Source organism: Pseudomonas sp. NFIX49, assembly GCF_900115915.1.
GTDB classification, from domain to species: Bacteria; Pseudomonadota; Gammaproteobacteria; order Pseudomonadales; family Pseudomonadaceae; genus Aquipseudomonas; species Aquipseudomonas pharyngis.
In genome coordinates, this window is the sequence record NZ_FOYE01000001.1 from 906449 (window position 1) to 923480 (window position 17032).

The 17032-nt window shown below is 63.0% G+C and carries 19 protein-coding genes; 6 read left to right on the forward strand and 13 right to left on the reverse strand.

Features of this window, described 5'->3' with window-relative positions:
- Positions 1 to 111 precede the first annotated feature (111 nt).
- On the forward strand, positions 112 to 924 hold the full coding sequence (locus BMZ46_RS04150) for an alpha/beta fold hydrolase (RefSeq protein ID WP_074687936.1): 813 nt from the start codon (positions 112 to 114) through the stop codon (positions 922 to 924).
- A gap of 31 nt (positions 925 to 955) precedes the next feature.
- Here BMZ46_RS04150 and dsbG read toward each other — a convergent pair whose 3' ends face one another.
- Genes dsbG through dsbD form a run of 3 tightly spaced genes read right to left on the reverse strand, consistent with a single transcriptional unit; the run spans position 956 to position 4304 of the window.
- Positions 956 to 1726, reverse strand: a complete 771-nt coding sequence (gene dsbG / locus BMZ46_RS04155) for a thiol:disulfide interchange protein DsbG (protein ID WP_074687934.1) — start codon at positions 1724 to 1726, stop codon at positions 956 to 958.
- Positions 1702 to 2574: a TlpA disulfide reductase family protein gene (locus tag BMZ46_RS04160; protein ID WP_074687932.1), complete on the reverse strand. Its 873-nt coding sequence runs from the start codon at positions 2572 to 2574 to the stop codon at positions 1702 to 1704. The genes dsbG and BMZ46_RS04160 overlap by 25 nt, the downstream gene beginning before the upstream one ends.
- A complete protein-coding gene (gene dsbD, locus BMZ46_RS04165) occupies positions 2574 to 4304 on the reverse strand; it encodes a protein-disulfide reductase DsbD (protein ID WP_074687930.1) in 1731 nt (576 codons plus the stop codon). Before dsbD ends, BMZ46_RS04160 begins: the two co-directional genes overlap by 1 nt.
- Before the next feature lie 153 nt (positions 4305 to 4457).
- Between dsbD and BMZ46_RS04170 the strand changes: the two genes are divergently transcribed.
- The 5 genes from BMZ46_RS04170 to BMZ46_RS04190 all read left to right on the forward strand — a co-directional run bounded on the left by BMZ46_RS04170 (position 4458) and on the right by BMZ46_RS04190 (position 8915).
- Positions 4458 to 5138 (forward strand): response regulator, encoded by a 681-nt coding sequence (locus BMZ46_RS04170; protein ID WP_011335250.1) that lies wholly within the window; start codon positions 4458 to 4460, stop codon positions 5136 to 5138.
- Positions 5138 to 6460, forward strand: coding sequence for an ATP-binding protein (locus BMZ46_RS04175; protein ID WP_074687928.1), 1323 nt, complete (start codon positions 5138 to 5140; stop codon positions 6458 to 6460). The genes BMZ46_RS04170 and BMZ46_RS04175 overlap by 1 nt, the downstream gene beginning before the upstream one ends.
- A gap of 107 nt (positions 6461 to 6567) precedes the next feature.
- Entirely contained in the window at positions 6568 to 7053 is a 486-nt protein-coding gene (locus BMZ46_RS04180) for a GNAT family N-acetyltransferase (RefSeq protein ID WP_074687926.1), read from the forward strand.
- Between the two features lie 142 nt (positions 7054 to 7195).
- Positions 7196 to 8608, forward strand: coding sequence for an aspartate aminotransferase family protein (locus BMZ46_RS04185; protein WP_074687924.1), 1413 nt, complete (start codon positions 7196 to 7198; stop codon positions 8606 to 8608).
- Between the two features lie 82 nt (positions 8609 to 8690).
- Positions 8691 to 8915, forward strand: coding sequence for an MbtH family protein (locus BMZ46_RS04190; RefSeq protein WP_038364139.1), 225 nt, complete (start codon positions 8691 to 8693; stop codon positions 8913 to 8915).
- Between the two features lie 105 nt (positions 8916 to 9020).
- On the opposite strand, the gene BMZ46_RS04195 is transcribed toward BMZ46_RS04190, so the two are convergent.
- The 10 genes from BMZ46_RS04195 to BMZ46_RS04240 form a co-directional block, all read right to left on the reverse strand.
- On the reverse strand, positions 9021 to 9920 hold the full coding sequence (locus tag BMZ46_RS04195) for a metal ABC transporter substrate-binding protein (protein WP_039770373.1): 900 nt from the start codon (positions 9918 to 9920) through the stop codon (positions 9021 to 9023).
- On the reverse strand, positions 9921 to 10820 hold the full coding sequence (locus BMZ46_RS04200) for a metal ABC transporter permease (protein ID WP_064598224.1): 900 nt from the start codon (positions 10818 to 10820) through the stop codon (positions 9921 to 9923).
- Positions 10820 to 11563, reverse strand: coding sequence for a metal ABC transporter ATP-binding protein (locus BMZ46_RS04205; RefSeq protein WP_074687922.1), 744 nt, complete (start codon positions 11561 to 11563; stop codon positions 10820 to 10822). Before BMZ46_RS04205 ends, BMZ46_RS04200 begins: the two co-directional genes overlap by 1 nt.
- Positions 11560 to 12489 (reverse strand): metal ABC transporter substrate-binding protein, encoded by a 930-nt coding sequence (locus tag BMZ46_RS04210; protein ID WP_074687920.1) that lies wholly within the window; start codon positions 12487 to 12489, stop codon positions 11560 to 11562. The genes BMZ46_RS04205 and BMZ46_RS04210 overlap by 4 nt, the downstream gene beginning before the upstream one ends.
- A gap of 34 nt (positions 12490 to 12523) precedes the next feature.
- Entirely contained in the window at positions 12524 to 13090 is a 567-nt protein-coding gene (locus tag BMZ46_RS04215) for a DUF6162 family protein (protein WP_074687918.1), read from the reverse strand.
- The gene (locus BMZ46_RS04220) at positions 13087 to 13428 is read right to left on the reverse strand and encodes a hypothetical protein (protein ID WP_039770363.1); all 342 of its coding nucleotides are present in this window, start codon (positions 13426 to 13428) and stop codon (positions 13087 to 13089) included. The genes BMZ46_RS04215 and BMZ46_RS04220 overlap by 4 nt, the downstream gene beginning before the upstream one ends.
- Entirely contained in the window at positions 13425 to 13964 is a 540-nt protein-coding gene (locus BMZ46_RS04225) for a thiamine pyrophosphate-binding protein (protein ID WP_074687916.1), read from the reverse strand. The genes BMZ46_RS04220 and BMZ46_RS04225 overlap by 4 nt, the downstream gene beginning before the upstream one ends.
- On the reverse strand, positions 13961 to 15163 hold the full coding sequence (locus BMZ46_RS04230) for a PepSY-associated TM helix domain-containing protein (RefSeq protein WP_039770359.1): 1203 nt from the start codon (positions 15161 to 15163) through the stop codon (positions 13961 to 13963). The genes BMZ46_RS04225 and BMZ46_RS04230 overlap by 4 nt, the downstream gene beginning before the upstream one ends.
- A 253-nt stretch (positions 15164 to 15416) precedes the next feature.
- Positions 15417 to 16292, reverse strand: a complete 876-nt coding sequence (locus tag BMZ46_RS04235) for an alpha/beta fold hydrolase (RefSeq protein WP_074687914.1) — start codon at positions 16290 to 16292, stop codon at positions 15417 to 15419.
- 141 nt (positions 16293 to 16433) lie between these two features.
- On the reverse strand, positions 16434 to 16892 hold the full coding sequence (locus BMZ46_RS04240; protein ID WP_074687912.1) for a VOC family protein: 459 nt from the start codon (positions 16890 to 16892) through the stop codon (positions 16434 to 16436).
- Between the last annotated feature and the right edge of the window lie 140 nt (positions 16893 to 17032).

Below are 17032 nucleotides of genomic sequence, written 5' to 3' on the forward strand. Positions count from 1 at the left end.
CGGTGCGTTCAACGCAATTGCGTCTGTGCATGGATGTACGTTTGTATAGTTGACGATCGAGATCCGGCAGCCCAGTCTGCCGGTTCTCTTTTTTTGTCGCGGGGGTGATCGATGGCTTTCTTCGAAGTTGACGGACAGGCGCTTCACTACATTGATCAAGGCACGGGCCCGGCGGTGCTGCTGGCTGGCAGCTACCTGTGGGACCAGGCCATGTGGGCCCCGCAGATTGCTGCACTGTCGGCGAACTACCGGGTGATTGCCCTGGATCTGTGGGGCCATGGTGAATCCGGTCGTTTGCCGCAAGGCACCGCTTCGCTGGACGACATCGCCCGTCAGGCACAGGCGTTGCTCGATCATCTGGACATCGACCGGGTGACCCTGGTCGGGCTGTCGGTTGGCGGCATGTGGGGTGTGCGCCTGGCACTGTCGGCGCCGCAGCGGCTCAACGGTCTGGTGCTGATGGACACTTACGTCGGCGTCGAGCCGGAGCCGACCCGTCAGTACTATTTCTCGCTGTTCAAACAGATCGAGGAAAGCGGCGGGATCTCCGAGCAACTGCTGGATATCGTGGTGCCGATCTTCTTCCGCCCGGGCATCGATCGGGCGTCGGCGCTGTATCAGGATTTCCGCGCAAAACTCGCCGGCTATTCCGCCGAACGCCTGCGCGACAGCATCGTGCCGATGGGGCGCATCACCTTTGGCCGTGACGATCTGTTGCCGCGTCTGGGCGAGCTGAATGCGGCGACCACGCTGGTGGTCTGTGGCGATCAGGACAAACCACGTCCGCCGTCGGAAGCACGGGAAATGGCTGAGCTGATTGGCTGTCCGTGTGTGCTGGTGCCGGAGGCGGGGCATATCTCCAATCTGGAGAATCCGTCGTTCGTGACCGACACGCTGCTGAAGTTTCTGACTGAGCTGAAGTAACGAAAACGCCCACGCATTGCGTGGGCGTTTTTTATTTCGGGCCGAGAATCTTCGCCAGCTTGTCCGGCGTCGGTGCACCTTGCTGCTGTTGCAGCTCGCTTTTGTCGTCCATGTAGAAGATCGCCGGGGTGGCCTGCAAGTCCAGGTCTTCCATCAACTGCATGTTCGCCGCGAGTCTGGTCTGCACGGCGACCGGAATGTCCTTCAAGGCCTTGAGGGTGCTGGCCTTGCCGGCCTTCTCGTGATCTTCCAGGGCTTTGCTCGGATCCTTGGCGGCGAGCAGGGCGGCGGCTTTGGCCGGGCTGTCTTCGCGGATGATGCCGACCATGATGTGTCGCAGCTGCACCTTGCCGGCCTTGACCCATGGGCGGGCCTGTTCCCAGAACATGTTGCAGTACGGGCAGTTCGGGTCGCTGAACAGGTACACGGTGCGCGGGGCATCCTTGTCGCCGTCCTGAATCCAGTTGCTCGCTTCGAACTTGGCCCAGATTTCCTTGGCCATCGGCGCGTAGACCAGTTTTTGCAGTGGCGCGCTGCTCAAGTCGTTGCCGTCGGCGTCGTACAGGTTGCCCAGCAGCACGTGCTTGCCGTCCGGCGTCAGGTACAGCGCCATACCGCGGTTCTGGTATTGCGCGGCGTAACCGCGCAAGCCGTCCGGCGCGTCGAACTGGCCGACGATCCTGGCGCCCTTGGCTTCGATCTTCTTGATCGCTTCAGGCAGTTCTTCAGCAGCCTGGACCGACGGCAAGTGCAGCAGGGCGGCGCCCAGGGTCAGCGTCAGCAGGTGGCGGAGGCGGGGCATGGCAGTTTCCTTGAAGAAGAGGTGGCCGGATTCAGGCTGGATGCCGGGGTGTCGAAGCTTTCCAGAGCACGGGCCAGGCTGGCGTTGGACAATTCGCCCAAATGGCTGCCCAGCAGGCGACCGTCCGGGCTATAGAACAGCGTAGTCGGCAGGGCCATGGAGCCCACGGCCTGGCCGAGGCGTCCGCTGCGGTCGAACAGCACGTTGTTCAGGCTCAAACCCTGGGTTTCGAGAAACGTGGCGACGCTTTGCATGCTTTCGGCCTGGTTGACGAACAGGAATGTCAGGTCCGGGCGTTGTTGCTGGGCGTTTTCCAGCACCGGCATTTCCCGGCGGCACGGCGGACACCAGGTGGCCCACAGATTGATCACCAGCGGCCCGCCCTGATAGTCGGTGAGTTTCACGGTTTCCCCGGCGGCGTTGCGCAGAGTGATGTCCGGCAGGCGCGTGCCTTGCTCGTAGATATTCAGCGACAGGGTCGCCAGCACCCAGAACGCCACACCGCTGACCACACCGAAACCCAGCGGTCGACGCAAACCCGGCCGGCGCCAGCCGCGATAGAGTGCCGCGAGCAACAGCACGATCACCCCCGGCCAGGCGAGAAAACCGCCGTCGCGCAGGTCGATGATCTGCCACAGATCGTTGCGATAGTGGCCCCAGTACACAGCGACAAACGCAATGCGCGCCGCCAGCATGCCGAGCAGAAACAGGCTGAACAGCGCCGACTCGGGGTTGTCACCGCCGCGCTTGGCCACCCGCCAGCCGACGAAGGTCGCCAGCGCCAGCGCGCTGATCAGCAGCAGGTGGTTGAGGGCGATGGCAAAGGTGCCGAGGGTGAAGGTCAGCATTAACGGGCGTCTCGGGTGGTGGTCCAGCGTTGCAGGAAAGTATCGGCATCGACCTCGCCGGTGATGCGCTGGCTGCGGCGCTCTTCACCGTCGGCGCCGATCCACACGAAACTCGGTGGCCCCGGCACTTTATAACGGCCGAGCAGTTCGCGGCTGGCGGCATTGTCGGCGGTGACGTCGAGCCGTAGCAAGCGCACATCGCTCAGGGCCTGCATCACCCGTGCCTGGCCGAACACCTGTTTCTCCATGATTTTGCACGACGTGCACCAGTCGGCGTAGTAATCGAGCAACACCCACTGGCCTTGCGCTTTGGCGGCGTCGAGCTCGCGCTGCAGGGCAGCGGGATCCTTGATCGTCGTGAAGGCTTCGTGGCCGCTGGGCGCCGCAGATCCGACGCGGCCGGCGCTGTACACCTGCAACGGCTGATACGGATCGTCACTGCCGCCCGCCGCCCCGACCACCAGCAGACTGCCCCACAGGCCCAGCAACAGCGACCCGGCACCGAACAGCTGCGCCACGCGACCAAAGCCATCGGACTGTTTCCAGGCGCTGTAAGCGGCGATCAACAGCAGCGCGCCGCACAGGCCCAACCACAGCGACGGATCCAGCACCGGGCGCAGCATCAGCAGCGCGGTGGCAAGGAACAGAAAACCGAATATGCCCTTGAGCAGATTCATCCACGCGCCGGGCTTGGGCAGGAAGCGATTGCCGACCGTTACCAGCAACAGCAGCGGGACGCCGATGCCGATGCCCAAAGCAAACAGGATCAGGCCTCCGTGCAGCGCGTTGCCGCTTTGCGCGATGTAGAGCAGGGCGCCGGCCAGCGGCGCGGTCATGCACGGGCCGACCAGCAGACCTGACAGCGCGCCCAATACGCCGGCGCCGATCAGGCTGCCGCCGCGCTGGCTGCGCGAGGCGTGTTCCAGTCGATCTCGCAGGGCCACCGGCAATTGCAGTTCGAAGAAGCCGAACATCGGCAGCGCCAGAACCACAAACACTGCCGCGAACGTCCCGAGCAGCCACGGGTTCTGCAACCACGCCTGCAGGTTGGCACCCAGCAGCGCGGCAATGACGCCCATCGCCGCATACACCAAAGCCATGCAAACCACATAACTGCCGGCCAGCGCGAAACCGCGTCGCGGCGTGGCGCCGCTGCCCACGACCATGCCCGCCAGAATCGGCAGCATCGGCAACGAGCACGGCGCAAACGCCAGCAGCAGACCGAGACCGAAGAACACCAGCAGACTCCAGCCCAGCGAATGCTGTTGCAGACCGCTGGCCAGTGCCTGATCCGGCGCCTCATCTGTCGTTGCTGCGGCTATGCCGCCGAGGTCGATCACTCGGGTCTGCGGGGGATAGCAAAGACCGGCGTCGGCACAGCCCTGATAACTGACCTTGATCTGGCCCTGGGCGGCAGGCGGGATTTTCAGCTCGAGGCCCTGACGATAAACCGGTTGCTCGCCGAAATACTCGTCGCTGTGGGACTCGCCTTCGGGCAGGGCCGGGACGCTTTCCGTCGCCAGCCCGTCGAATTTCAGACGCTTCTGATACAGGTAATAGCCATCGGCGATTTGCCAGAACAGCTGGGTCTCGCCGGAATCCAGACGCTCCGAGGTCAGCACGAACGCCTTGTCGACCGGCAAAAACTCCGGTTTTGACGCAAAAGGATCATTCCCTGCCTGGGCCAGACTCGAAATCAACAGTGCAAAAAACAGCAAAAAATGACGCATGGAGGAGCCTTGTCCCTGTGCAATTGAGGGGCACAATGGGCGGCGGCGATTAACCGATGATTAACCGCGACGCCCTTGTCGCGGTGGCGTTCGGGGCATAATGTCGGCTTAATCGGCCAGCGGCCTAATCAGCACTTTTCCACGGGATTCACCATGCACGTACTGGTTTGCGAAGACGATGAGTTGATCGCCAGCGGGATCGTCGCCGGGCTGACGGCGCAGGGCCTGACCGTCGAGCACGTCAACACCGCCTCCAAGGCACGGGCGATCCTCAAGGTTGCCGAATTCGACGTGATGGTGCTCGATCTCGGCCTGCCGGACGAAGATGGCCTCAAGTTGCTGCAACAACTGCGTCAGCAAGGCCTGGAGATTCCGGTCCTGATCCTGACTGCGCGGGATTCGGTTACCGATCGTGTCGACGGTCTTCAGTCCGGTGCCGACGACTACCTGCTCAAGCCATTCGACCTGCGCGAGTTGTTCGCCCGCCTGCAAACCCTGCTGCGCCGGGTGGCCGGACGCAGTGTCAATCTGATCGAACACGGCGCGCTGACTTACGATCCGAGCAGTCGCGAAACCACCCTGGCGGGGCGTCCGGTGGATCTGTCGCGGCGCGAGCAGTCGTTGTTGCAAGCCTTGCTGCACAACCGTGGCCGGGTGCTGTCCACCGAGCAGTTGAAGGACAGCGTCTATGGTTTCAACGATGAACTGGAGAGCAACGCGCTCAACGTGCACATCCATCACCTGCGCAGCAAGCTGGGCAAAGGCATCGTCGAAACCGTACGCGGTCTGGGCTATCGCCTGGGCCCGGCCGATGGCGGAGAACCCGACAAGTGATGAGCCTGCGCCTGCGCCTGAGCCTGACCCTCGGCGCCGCATTCGCGCTGATCTGGGCATTGGCGGCCGCCTGGATGCTCAGCGACCTGCGCAACCAGATGATGTTTTCCCTCGACCAGCGCCTGGTGGCGTCGGCGCGGATGGTCGCCGGGTTGCTGGAACAATTGCCGGCTGTCCCGAGCAAAGGCGAGGGCACTCATTTCAGCGCCGAGCAACTGAACATTCCCGGCGGCATGGCCTGTCAGGTCAGCTCGTTGCGCGGGGAAATCCTCGCCCGCAGCCACAACAACCCGGAACAGGCGCTGGAAGCCCAGAAGATGGGCTTCCACGATCAAATGATCGACGGTGCCCCATGGCGCAGCTTCACCCTGGCTCGGGGCGATGTGCGGATCACCACCGCCGACCGGGTGATCGAGCGTGAAGCCCTGAACATGTCGATTCTGCTGGCGGCCTCGGTGCCGGTCGGCGTGGCGTTGCTTGGCTGCCTGTGCCTGTTGTGGCTGGGGATCGGTCAGGGTCTGGCACCGTTGAATCGCTTGCGCGAAGCCTTGATGCGCCGCAATGCCGACTCGCTGGAGCCGTTGCAGTTGCAGTCATTCCCCAGCGAACTGAAACCGCTGCTGGAAACCCAGAATCAGCTGTTCCAGCGCATCGGCAAGACCATCGAGCGCGAGCGTCGCCTGACCGGCGATGCCGCCCACGAACTGCGCAGCCCGCTGACGGCGATCAAGACCCACCTGCAAGTGGCGCGCATGACCGATGGCAGCGCCCGCGATCAGTCTCTGGCCCGGGCCGAGGAGGGTGCCGACCGCCTGCATCGGACCCTTGAGCAGTTACTGTTGCTGGCGCGGGTCGAAGGCAGTCTGTCGTTCGACGACGGTGTGCAGTGCAGCGCCGAGCAGGTAGCGAAACTGGCGATCCAGGACTCGGCCGGCGACCAGCGCCAGCGGATAAGACTGCACCTGCCCGAGCGTTTGTCCGAAGCTCCACTGCAAATGCCGGCCGTGCTGTCGATCGCGGCCCTGCGCAATCTGCTTGACAATGCCCTGCGTCATACGCCGACGGACGGCGCGGTGGATCTGAGCCTGGAAACTACCGCCAATCGCGTGCGTTTCGTGGTGCGCGACCATGGGCCGGGGATTGCCCCGGACGATCTGCAACACCTGACCCAACGCTTCTGGCGCAACGGCCAGAGCACCGGCTGCGGACTGGGGCTGGCGATTGTCCAGGCGATCGTTCAGCGCTGCGCCTGCACCCTGCATTTCGACAGCCGTCCGGATGGTTTGCGGGTCGAGCTGAGCATGCCGCTGCAACCGGTCTGACAGTTTGCCGGGCACATCAAATGTAACCTCTCTCCATTAGTCATCCGCCGGCCGCGACGTTATTGTCGCCCCAGCCTTTGACTCAATGGATTGAGGGAAACAGCGCCATGGAAGCACCCATTCACATCTGTCCCGCCACTCTTGCCGACGCCGGCGTCATCAGCCGGATTCTCGAACGCTCGATCCGCGTCGGTTGCGCGCTTGACCATCGCAACGATCCACAACTGGTCGATCGCTGGGTCCGCCGACAATCGGCGGAGCACATCAGCGCGTGGCTCGCCGATCCCCGTCATTATCTGAATATTGCGCTGTTGCAGGACAAACCGGTCGGCGTCGGCATGGCCGCGGCCAATGGCGAGATCACGTTCTGTCATGTGCAGCCGGAGTGGTTTCGTCGCGGTGCGGGTCGCGCATTGATGGGCGATCTCGAAGGCTGGTTGAGAATTCGTGGCCAGCCTCGCGTCAGGCTCGCCAGCACGCGAACCGGCGAGGCGTTCTATCGGCGTCTGGGTTATCGCGAAGCGGCGTCTCCCTTTGCACATCACGGCATTTTGGCCCTGCCGATGCACAAGGCGCTGGCATTGTCGGCCTGACATTCGATCAAGGGTGTAAATCCTCGACACGCTGGTGCGTTTCCAGAACAGGAAAACCTGCATGTGCGCCCCGCGACCGGAACGCGCACCTGCCCGGTGTGCAGTTTTGGTCACTATCCATAGCGTATTGAGGGGTCGAAAGATGTCAGTCGCCACCAGCCTTATCGAAGAGCCGTCGGCCCGGATCGCCTCCGCGTCGGCTGAAACGCTGTATCAGTTCAATGAGTCGCCGTTGCTGGCCCGTCAGAGCCAGCAGGAATCCAATGCTCGCAGCTACCCGCGCCGGATTCCCCTGGCGCTCAAGCGCGCCAAAGGCCTGTACGTCGAAGACGTCGAGGGCCGCAGCTTCATCGATTGCCTGGCCGGCGCCGGCACCCTCGCGCTGGGGCATAACCATCCGGTAGTGATCGAGGCCATTCAGCAGGTACTGGCCGATGAGTTGCCACTGCACACCCTGGATCTGACCACGCCGGTGAAAGACCAGTTCGTGCAGGACCTGTTCGGCCTGCTGCCTCCGGCATTGGCCAAGGAAGCGAAAATCCAGTTCTGCGGCCCGACCGGCACCGACGCCGTGGAAGCCGCGCTGAAACTGGTGCGCACCGCCACCGGGCGCAGCACCGTGCTGTCGTTCTCCGGCGGTTACCACGGCATGAGCCAGGGCGCCTTGAGCCTGATGGGCAGCCTGGGGCCGAAAAAACCGTTGGGCGCATTGCTCAGCAACGGCGTGCAATTCATGCCGTTCCCTTACGACTACCGTTGCCCGTTCGGCCTCGGTGGCGCGGCCGGTGTGAAAGCCAACCTGAGCTACCTGGAAAACCTGCTCAATGATCCAGAGGCTGGCGTGCAATTGCCGGCAGCGGTGATCGTCGAAGCGGTGCAGGGCGAGGGCGGCGTGATCCCGGCGGACATCGAGTGGCTGCGTGGTTTGCGCCGCATCACCGAAAAGGCCGGTGTTGCACTGATCGTCGACGAAATCCAGAGCGGTTTCGCCCGCACCGGCAAGATGTTTGCCTTCGAACACGCCGGCATCACGCCGGATGTGGTGGTGCTGTCCAAGGCCATTGGCGGCAGCCTGCCGCTGGCCGTGGTGGTTTATCGCGACTGGCTCGACACCTGGCAACCGGGCGCTCACGCCGGTACGTTCCGTGGCAACCAGATGGCGATGGCCGCCGGCTCCGCGGTGATGCGTTACCTGGTCGAGCACAAGGTCTGCGAACACGTTGCCGCCATGGGCGAACGCCTGAGCGAACACCTGCGCATTTTGCAGCGCGATTTCCCGCAACTGGGCGACATTCGTGGTCGTGGCCTGATGCTCGGTGTCGAACTGGTCGATCCGAACGGCGCACCGGATGCGCTGGGGCATCCACCGACCTTCGCACGTCTGGCGCCGCTGGTTCAGCGCGAATGTCTCAAGCGTGGGCTGATTCTGGAGCTGGGCGGGCGGCATGGTGCGGTGGTGCGATTCCTGCCGCCGCTGGTGATCACCGCCGCGGAAATCGACCGCGTCGCCGAGATCTTCGGCCGTGCGTTGAGCGCCGCGACCGCCGGCCTGTAAATTTTTCGCCGCGTCGAACGTTCTTTCTACATACCCGGCTGCACCGTCGTGCAGCCCACCCTTACAGCGATGGAGACACAGCATGACGTCAGTATTCGACCGCGAGGACATCCTCTTTCAAGTCGTGGTCAACCACGAAGAGCAGTACTCGATCTGGCCGGACTACAAGGCCGTGCCGCAAGGCTGGCGCACCGTTGGCAAGAGCGGCCTGAAGAAGGAATGTCTGGCCTACATCGAAGAAGTCTGGACCGACATGCGTCCTCTGAGCCTGCGCCAGAAGATGGAAGCGCAAGCGGCTGCCCAGTAAGGCGCCGGACAAAAAGAAACCCGCTGGACTGGAATCAGTCAGCGGGTTTTTTCATGTCCGGCATTCGATCGTTCCCACGCAGAGCGTGGGAACGATCGCTGAACCTCAGGCGCCGCTCAAGCCCTTGAGCAGCACATCCACATTGCCTTCCAGCTCTGCCACCGGATCCGCTGCATCGGTGCTCAGCACCAGCAGTTGACTGCCCGATTCGGCAATCGCCGCTTTCACCGCATCCGAAGGCTGGCGATGGTGCAGCACCACTGCTACGTCGTTGTCTTTCAAAGTCGCGGTCAGTTTTTTCAGCTCCTCCGGCGTCCATTCTGCATCCGGTCGAGCGTCCTGTCCGATCAACTCCAGATTGAGGCTGCCGATCAGGTAACCGAAGTGATCGCTCAGGCTCATCACGCTCAGGTTGTCGGCACGGGCCAGACGCGCTTCGCTGTCGGCACTGAGTTTCAGCAGACGCTGTTTCAGCGCCGCCAGATTGGCCTCGATCTTCGGTTTGTCCTTCGGTGCCAGGCGCACCAGATCCGCCGCCATCACGTCAGCCATACGCCCCATGTTGTTGCTCGCCAGCCACGGCTGACTGTTCAGGCCGTCGACCTTGAGCCCCGGTTGCACGGCAATGCCGGGCAGGGCGCCGTCCACCGGGCGGGCAGCATCGACTTCGACGATGCGGATGTTGCTGCGGCGGGCGATCGGATACAGCGGGTCATCGGCCCACAGCGAGCGCACGCCGATCACGGCATCGGCGCCAGTGGCCAGTTTGCTCAGCGCCGGGGCGCCGCGACCGGTGAAGTAGGCGGTCTGGCGGCTGCCTGGCAGGTTGGCCGGTGCTGCGCGTTCGAGGCTGATGTCGGTGCCTTTGATCAGGACTTCGCCCAGACCATAAGTGATCGGCAGCGAGGCCAGCACCCGCAATGGTTTCTCGGAAGCCAGCAGAGGGCTCGAAACCACGCCGCTTAGGGCGATGGCCAGAGCAAGTTGTCGTAATGAAAAAGCCATTTATCCAAGGTTCCCTTTCAGACTGGGGACGACGCCCCGGGCAATTGCGGCGAGGGCGAAGGCGATACCGGCGACCAGAATGATCGCGGCGCCGGACGGAATCGGCAGGTCGAACACGATCGGCGCAAGAATCCCGCACAGCGTGCTGACCGTGGCGATCAGCACCGAACACCAGAAAAAGCCCTTGAGCGACTGGCTGAGCAAACGAGCCGCCGCCGCCGGAATCACCAGCAGCGCACCGACCAGAATCGCGCCGATGACTTTCACGGCGGCAACGGTGATCAGCGTCACCAGAATCACGAACAGGTAATCCAGGGTTTTCACCGCGACACCGCGCACCGCCGCCAGTTGCGGGTTGAAGCTGGCCAGCATGATCCGGTTGTACAGCGGTAGGGCCAGCGCCATGACCAGTGAACCGACAATCGCCAGCACCAGCAGGTCGTTACCGTTGACCGTCAGCACCGAGCCGAACAGCACGTTTTCCAGAATGTGCACGTTGATCTTGCCTGCCAGAATCAGCAGCAGGCTGGCACCCAGAGCGAGAGACACCGACAGGAATACGCCAATCAATGTGTCCGGGGCCAGCCCGGTACGGTTGCGCAGGTAATTGAGCAAAATCCCGAACAACAGGCAGTAGCCGAACAGGCTGCCGTAAGGCCCGGTGTAGGGTTCGCCGAGCAGAATGCCGATGGCCACCCCGGTCAGTGCCGCGTGGCCGACCGCCTCGGAGAAAAACGCGAAGCGCTTGACCACCACCAGCGTGCCGAGGCCACCCAGTACCGGGCCGATCAGCAGACCGGCGAGCAAGGCATTGACCACAAATCCATAGGCCAGGGCTTCCGGCAGGTAACCGGATGAGGCCCAGCCTTGCACCGTCAAACGAAAGGCTTCGTAACTCATCAGGCAGCGCTCCGTGGATGGGTCGAGAACAGGGTCAGCAGGCGCTCCGGAGTCAGGGCCTGTTGCGGCGTGGCGTCGAACAGCACCCGGCGGTTGAGGCCGGTGACGCGATTGGCCAGACGCCCGACCGCTTCTAGATCGTGCTCGATCCACAGCACGGTGATGCCCGCCGCACGCCAGTCACCGAGCAAACGTTCGAACACCTGGATCCCGGCTTCGTCGAGGGCCGACATCGGTTCATCCAGCACCAGCAATTGCGGCGCCGGAATCAGGCCTTGGGCAAGCAGTACCCGCTGGCGTTCGCCACCGGACAGCGCACCCATCCGGCGCTTGCGCTTGTCCTGCATGCCGACCCGCTCCAGCGCATCACCGATGGCGCCGGCGTAGCGTTTGCTCAGGCCGAGAAAGGCCGGGCGCCGCTGACACATGGCAGCCATGAAGTCGTCGACGGTCATCGGCAGGCCCCGATCGAATTCCAGCGCCTGCGGCACGTAACCGATGGTGCCGGGCTCGCCGGGCCATTGCAGACTGAGCCGGCCCTGATGGGGCATCTGCCCGAGCAGGGTCTTGATCAGCGAACTCTTGCCGCCGCCGTTGGGGCCGACCAGCGCATGCACGCTGCCGGGCTGCACCTGGAAGGAGACTTTGTCCAGAATCGTCGTGCGCCCAAGAGTCAGGCTGACGTCGGCGAAATCCAGGGTCGGGCCGTTAAGGGTGATTGAGAGGTTTTCCTGAGCCGTCATGCGCCGGACTCCTGAATCGCCCGCACTACGGTGTTGAGGTTGCCGGTCATTTCCTTTTCGTACTTGTCGGCGGTGTACTCGCCATAGGAAATGTGCGACAGCGGGTACAGCTTCACACCGGATTCACGCTGGATGGTTTCGACGTAGGTGGACGGGAAATCCATCTCGGAGAAGATCACTTTCACGTCCAGCTCGCGCAGTTGGTCGATGGTTTTCTTCAACTGGCTCGGGCTTGGCTCGATGCCGTGGGCCGGCTCGACCACCGCGGTGACTTCCAGGCCGAATTCACGCAGCAGGTAGTCATAAGCGGCGTGCACCGTGGCCACTCGCAGTTCGGCGTTCGGCGCCTGGGTCAGCTTGGCCAGGGCGTCGGCGCGCATCTGCCGCAGGCGTTTGCCGTAGGCGCGGGCGTTCTGGGTGTAAGCCTTGGCATTGTCCGGGTCGAGCTTGCCCAGCTCACGGGCGATGTTGTTGACCTGGGCAATCGAGGCGCTGATCGAAAGGAAGGTGTGCGGGTTCACCACTTTGCCGGCACCGCGCGCGGCAACCCCGGTGGCGGCCAGCAACGGCACGTTTTCGTTGGCTTCGATGGTCTTGATGTTCGGCGTTTCGCTGGCGGCGATCATGCGATCGGCGAAGTCGTCATGGCCAACGCCGTTGAGCACGATCACATCCAGCCCGCTGATGCGCTTGATGTCTTCGGCGCGCGGCTCGTAGGCGTGCGGGTTGAAGCCGGCGGGAATCAGCGGCACGACCTCGGCCTTGTCGCCGACGATGTTCGCCACATAGCTGTAATACGGATGCAGGGTGATGCCGATGCGCAGGCGCTTGGCATGATCGGCGCTGGCCAGCGGGCTCAGCAGGCAGGCGCACAGACCGATCAGCAGCAGGCGCAGGAAAGGACGGCGTTGAGATGAACTAGGCATGGGCAAGCGGTCTTCTCTCGGTAAAGGCGAGGGTTCAATGGCGATGTTCGCGGGTCACCCCGGCATCGAATTGCGCGACGATCTGTTTCCATCCGGCAGCGGTCAGCGCTGCGTCTGACAGGTCTTTCGGCGCTTGCAGGTCGGTGGCGCGGTTGAGCCAGATGTCCGGCGCGGCGTCGTTCAGGCGCATCAGAAACGAACCGGCCACGGCTGGTGCCTGGCTGTGGCCGAAGTAGGCGCGGTCCGCCAGCAACTGCCAGGCGTGACCGCCTCGACTGACCGAGCTGGCGTCCTGGGCGAACGGTGCAAAACCTTCATCGGCCAGGTTCTGCGGGCTTGGCAGCGTTTGCTGTTCTTCACGCAGCAGGCGGATCTCGTCGAGGGTCACGCGCAGATCCGCATAGATGCCCTGCTCGCTGGCGCCAAGGTCGCGACGGGCGTCCAGTTGATGGCTTGAAACCGGCTCCGGTTCGCGGGAAACGCCGCGCCATGTCACTACCGAGCCGGCAACCGCGATAATCAGCAGGCACATCAGCAGCACATTGAGGGTTTCGTGCCCGGCACCGGCCGGGCGGACAACCTGGGTGGTCGGCGTGGTCATGGGGCTTCGATATCCGCTTGGTCGATTTCGACCACGTGGCCAGGGCCGGCGTCGAACAGCACGTAGAACTCGGCGCCGGGTTTCTTGAAGGTCAGGGTCGAGTCGGCGCCGAGCTTGCCCGGCACCAGGATGGTTTCGTCGTAGCCGATCACATCGAGGGTCACCCCCGGCGCGCCGCTGCCGTCGGAGAAACCGCCGGTGCACTTGATCTGCTCGGCATCGATGGCCTTGCACTCGCACATCGGGTTATGGGCCAGGACGCCGGCGCTGAAACCGGCAGTCAGCACCAGCAAGGTATTGCTCAGGAGCAAGCGGAAGGGGCGTTGGGCATGACTCATGGTTTGGCTCCTTGTTTGTTCAGCCAGGCGAGGGTGGCAGGCGAGGCCTGGCTCAGCGGAATCGAGGCTTGGTGCATGCTGCCGTCCCAGCCTTCCATGGTGATCCACAGTTCGGCGTCGGCAGCGGTCTTTTCCGGAACCGGCAACTGGGTACCCATGCGGTACGGCGTGCCGAAGAAAATCACCCCGGCCGCGCGCAGGCTGCGAGGTTTGCCGATGCGCAGGTACGTCGCCTTGACGTGGTCGACACAGGCGTCGCAGAGGGCGGCGCTGAAATCTTTCATGTAGCCGGCCGGGCCGGTCAGGGTCGGTGCCTGATTACGCAGTTCGGCCAGTCGCAGGCTCCAGGGACCGACCTGGATTTCGCCGATCTCCCGTTCACCCAGTCCGCTGTCACCGCGAAACAGCGAAGCATCGGCGAAGTATTTGGGCATGAAGCCGAGCGGGATCAGCAATAACAGGACATTGAGGTGGAAACGCCATTTGTGCCAGAACCGGTTCAGGCGCGACGTTGGTGTTATTCCAATGTGGCTCACGGACGCACCTCCGAAGGTTCATGTCGGGACGTCGATCGTGACGCGACCTTGCGGTTTCTCTTGTCTTCGCGCTTGAGTGCGTTGAGCGTGGCCAGGGCGGTGCGCTTGGTCCAGATCAGCAGGCCGCTGAGAACCATCATGCTCAGCAGCAGGCCGAAGAAGAACCAGATCAGCTTGATCCAGATTCCGCCGAAATCGCCGGTGTGCAGCGGACGCATCGATTCGGTGACGAACTCCAGGGCGGAGCGGTCGGACAGCAGGCGCGAGGCGGCAATGTCACCGTTGTAAGGATTGAGCGTGGCGGTCTGGAACATCAGCGGATACCAGCCACGACCACCGACACTCATGTGGCTGTAGGCGTTGCCGGGCAGGCTGACGAAACTGGCTTCCAGCCCCGGGATCTTTTGTTGAGCGATCTCGATGGCCGAGTCGAGACTGATCCGCGGTGGAGGTGTGCCGTCGGCGGAGATCGGCACACTTTCCCGGGACATCGCCGGGATGACCGGCTCGCTGGAAATGGAAATCTGGAAATCGAACAGCAGGGCGCGGATCAGGAACCACACGCCGGTAATGGAAATCACCGCGATGAACCAGATCGACCAGATGCCGCTGAGGCGGTGAAAGTCGCCCCAGAAAATCCGCGCACCGTGACGAATGCGCAGGGTCGGGCGGAAAAAGCCTTTCCAGAAGCGCTTGTACACCACCAGCCCGGTCACCAGCGAAGCGAGCATCGGCAGGCCGAGGAACGACACCAGGTACCAGCCCCAACTGAAGCCGTTGGTGAACGGCACCAGCCACCAGCCATGCAGTGCGCGGGTGAACGCCTTGAAGTTGAAGGTTGGCGCGGGGCCCTGGATGACGCCGGTGTACGGGTTGACGTAGACCGTCAGCGAACGCCCGTCGGGGTAGCTGACCTCGACGTCGAGGGCAAAGTGCGATTCGTCCGGACGACTGATGCTTTGCACCACTGTCTGCGGTTCGGCCTTCTTGATCGCGGCCAGGACCTGATCATAGCTGAGCAATGGTGCGTCGTCCGAAGGGGCGCTGGCGCGCATCTGCGGGTTGGCCAGCCAGACGATTTCCTGGCTGACCACCGCCAGGGTGCCGGTGACGCAGACGATCAGAACGAAAAACCAGATCGGCAACGCCAGCCAGCTGTGTACCAGGAACCACAGTTTCGAGCGGGATTTCTTCGACATGATGACGGGTCTTGATTCAGTGAGAGGGAGCGGTACTACGGGCTTCGCAGCACGGGAGTCCCCTGAAAGGCCGGTCGTGGCTTTTGCCTACGCGACCGGCCCGCATCTCTATAAGACGGATGACCGAAGCAAATCCCGATAAACGATATGAAAGTAAATGTTTCGCGATTGCATGTTGCTGTCGCGTGGGCAGATTTCTGCGGGGGAGGCGAAGCAGTCCGACGGCACATGCCGTCGGATTGAAGGAGGGGAATCAGCGGAGAAAGTCGAGCGCTTCGGTCAGTAACAGTTCAGGGACTTCTTCGGCGAGGTAATGCCCGGCCGGCAAAGCCTTGCCCCGTACGTCGGTGGCAACCTGTTGCCATTCCTTGAGTGGATCGAAGCAGCGACCGACAGTGCCCTCGGCGCCCCACAGCACCAGCAAAGGCAGGTTCAGGTGACGACCGGCCGCGAGATCGGCGCGATCATGTTCCAGGTCGATGCCGGCACTGGCGCGGTAGTCCTCGCAGATCCCCCGAGCACTGCCGGGACGTTCCAGGCAACGCCGGTATTCGCTGAAGGCCTCGTCGGTGAAGGGTGCGAGCCCGGCGCTACGGCTGCCCATGACACTGCGCAGGTAACCTTCAGGATCGGCTTCGATCAGGGTTTCCGGCAACGGTGCCGGGCGGATCAGGAAGAACCAGTGCCAGTAGGCCCGGGCGAAGGCTTCATTGGTCTGGCTGTACATCGCCAGCGTTGGCGCGATGTCGAGCAGGACCATGCGCTGCACAACCGCGGGATGATCGAGCGCCAGGCGATGGGCAACCCGCGCGCCACGGTCGTGGGCAAGGATCGAGAACTGCTCGAAACCCAACGCCTTCATCAATTCCACGCCGTCGCGGGCCATCTCGCGTTTCGAGTAATTGAGGTGAGCCTCATCGGCCGGCGGGCGACTGCTGTCGCCATAACCGCGCAGGTCGGCGGCGATCACCGTGAAGTGCTCCGCCAGTTGCTCGGCGATCTTGTGCCAGATGACGTGGGTCTGCGGGTGCCCGTGCAACAGCAGCAGGCCCGGGCCGCTGCCTTTGATGCGGTAGCTGATGTCCACACCGTTGACGTGGCGCTGATCTTTGACGAATCCGGCAAACATCGGGTGATCCTTTATTCAGGCGAGTGGCCTGCATCCTGAAATCGCCGGGCGTTCATGACAAGACGTGAAGCGTGGTTCGACGGTTCATGAATCGTGTTCGCCCATCCCCGCGCGCTGCGCGGGAATGGACACTCGGCGTTGCTAACCCTGCTGAAACATCTCCTTCGCCCGCTGCTCGATCTGCGCCTGGGTCAGATCCTCCTTGCGCGTGGCCAGGAACCACAGATGCCCGTACGGATCTTTCAACGTCCCGCTGCGGTCGCCGTAGAACTGATCCTTGACCTCGGACACCGAGGTGGCGCCGGCCTCCAGCGCACGCTGAAAGGATTTGTCGACATCGGTCACGTACAGATGCAAACCGACGGACACGGCTTTGTCCGGATTGCTCAACGGACCTTGATCGCACGGCGAGCCGAGCATGATCGCGCTGTCGCCGATGCGCAGTTCGGCGTGGCCGATGCCGCCGTCGGGCATGCTCAGGCGCATGACTTCGGTGGCACCGAACGCCTTTTTATAGAAGTCGATGGCTTCGGCAGCTTTGTGAATGCCGAGGTACGGGGTAATGCTGTGGTACCCCTCGGGAATGGGTTTGACGCTCATGGCGGTACTCCCTGTTATTTGTTGCCTGGTTTTTATTAGAGGTTGAAGGTGTGCCTTCGCCGGGGTTGCCGGTCGCTCAACTATAGATCCGTGCCGCCGCCATGGCCGAGTAGCCGACGAGCAGCCACCGCACTGTTCAG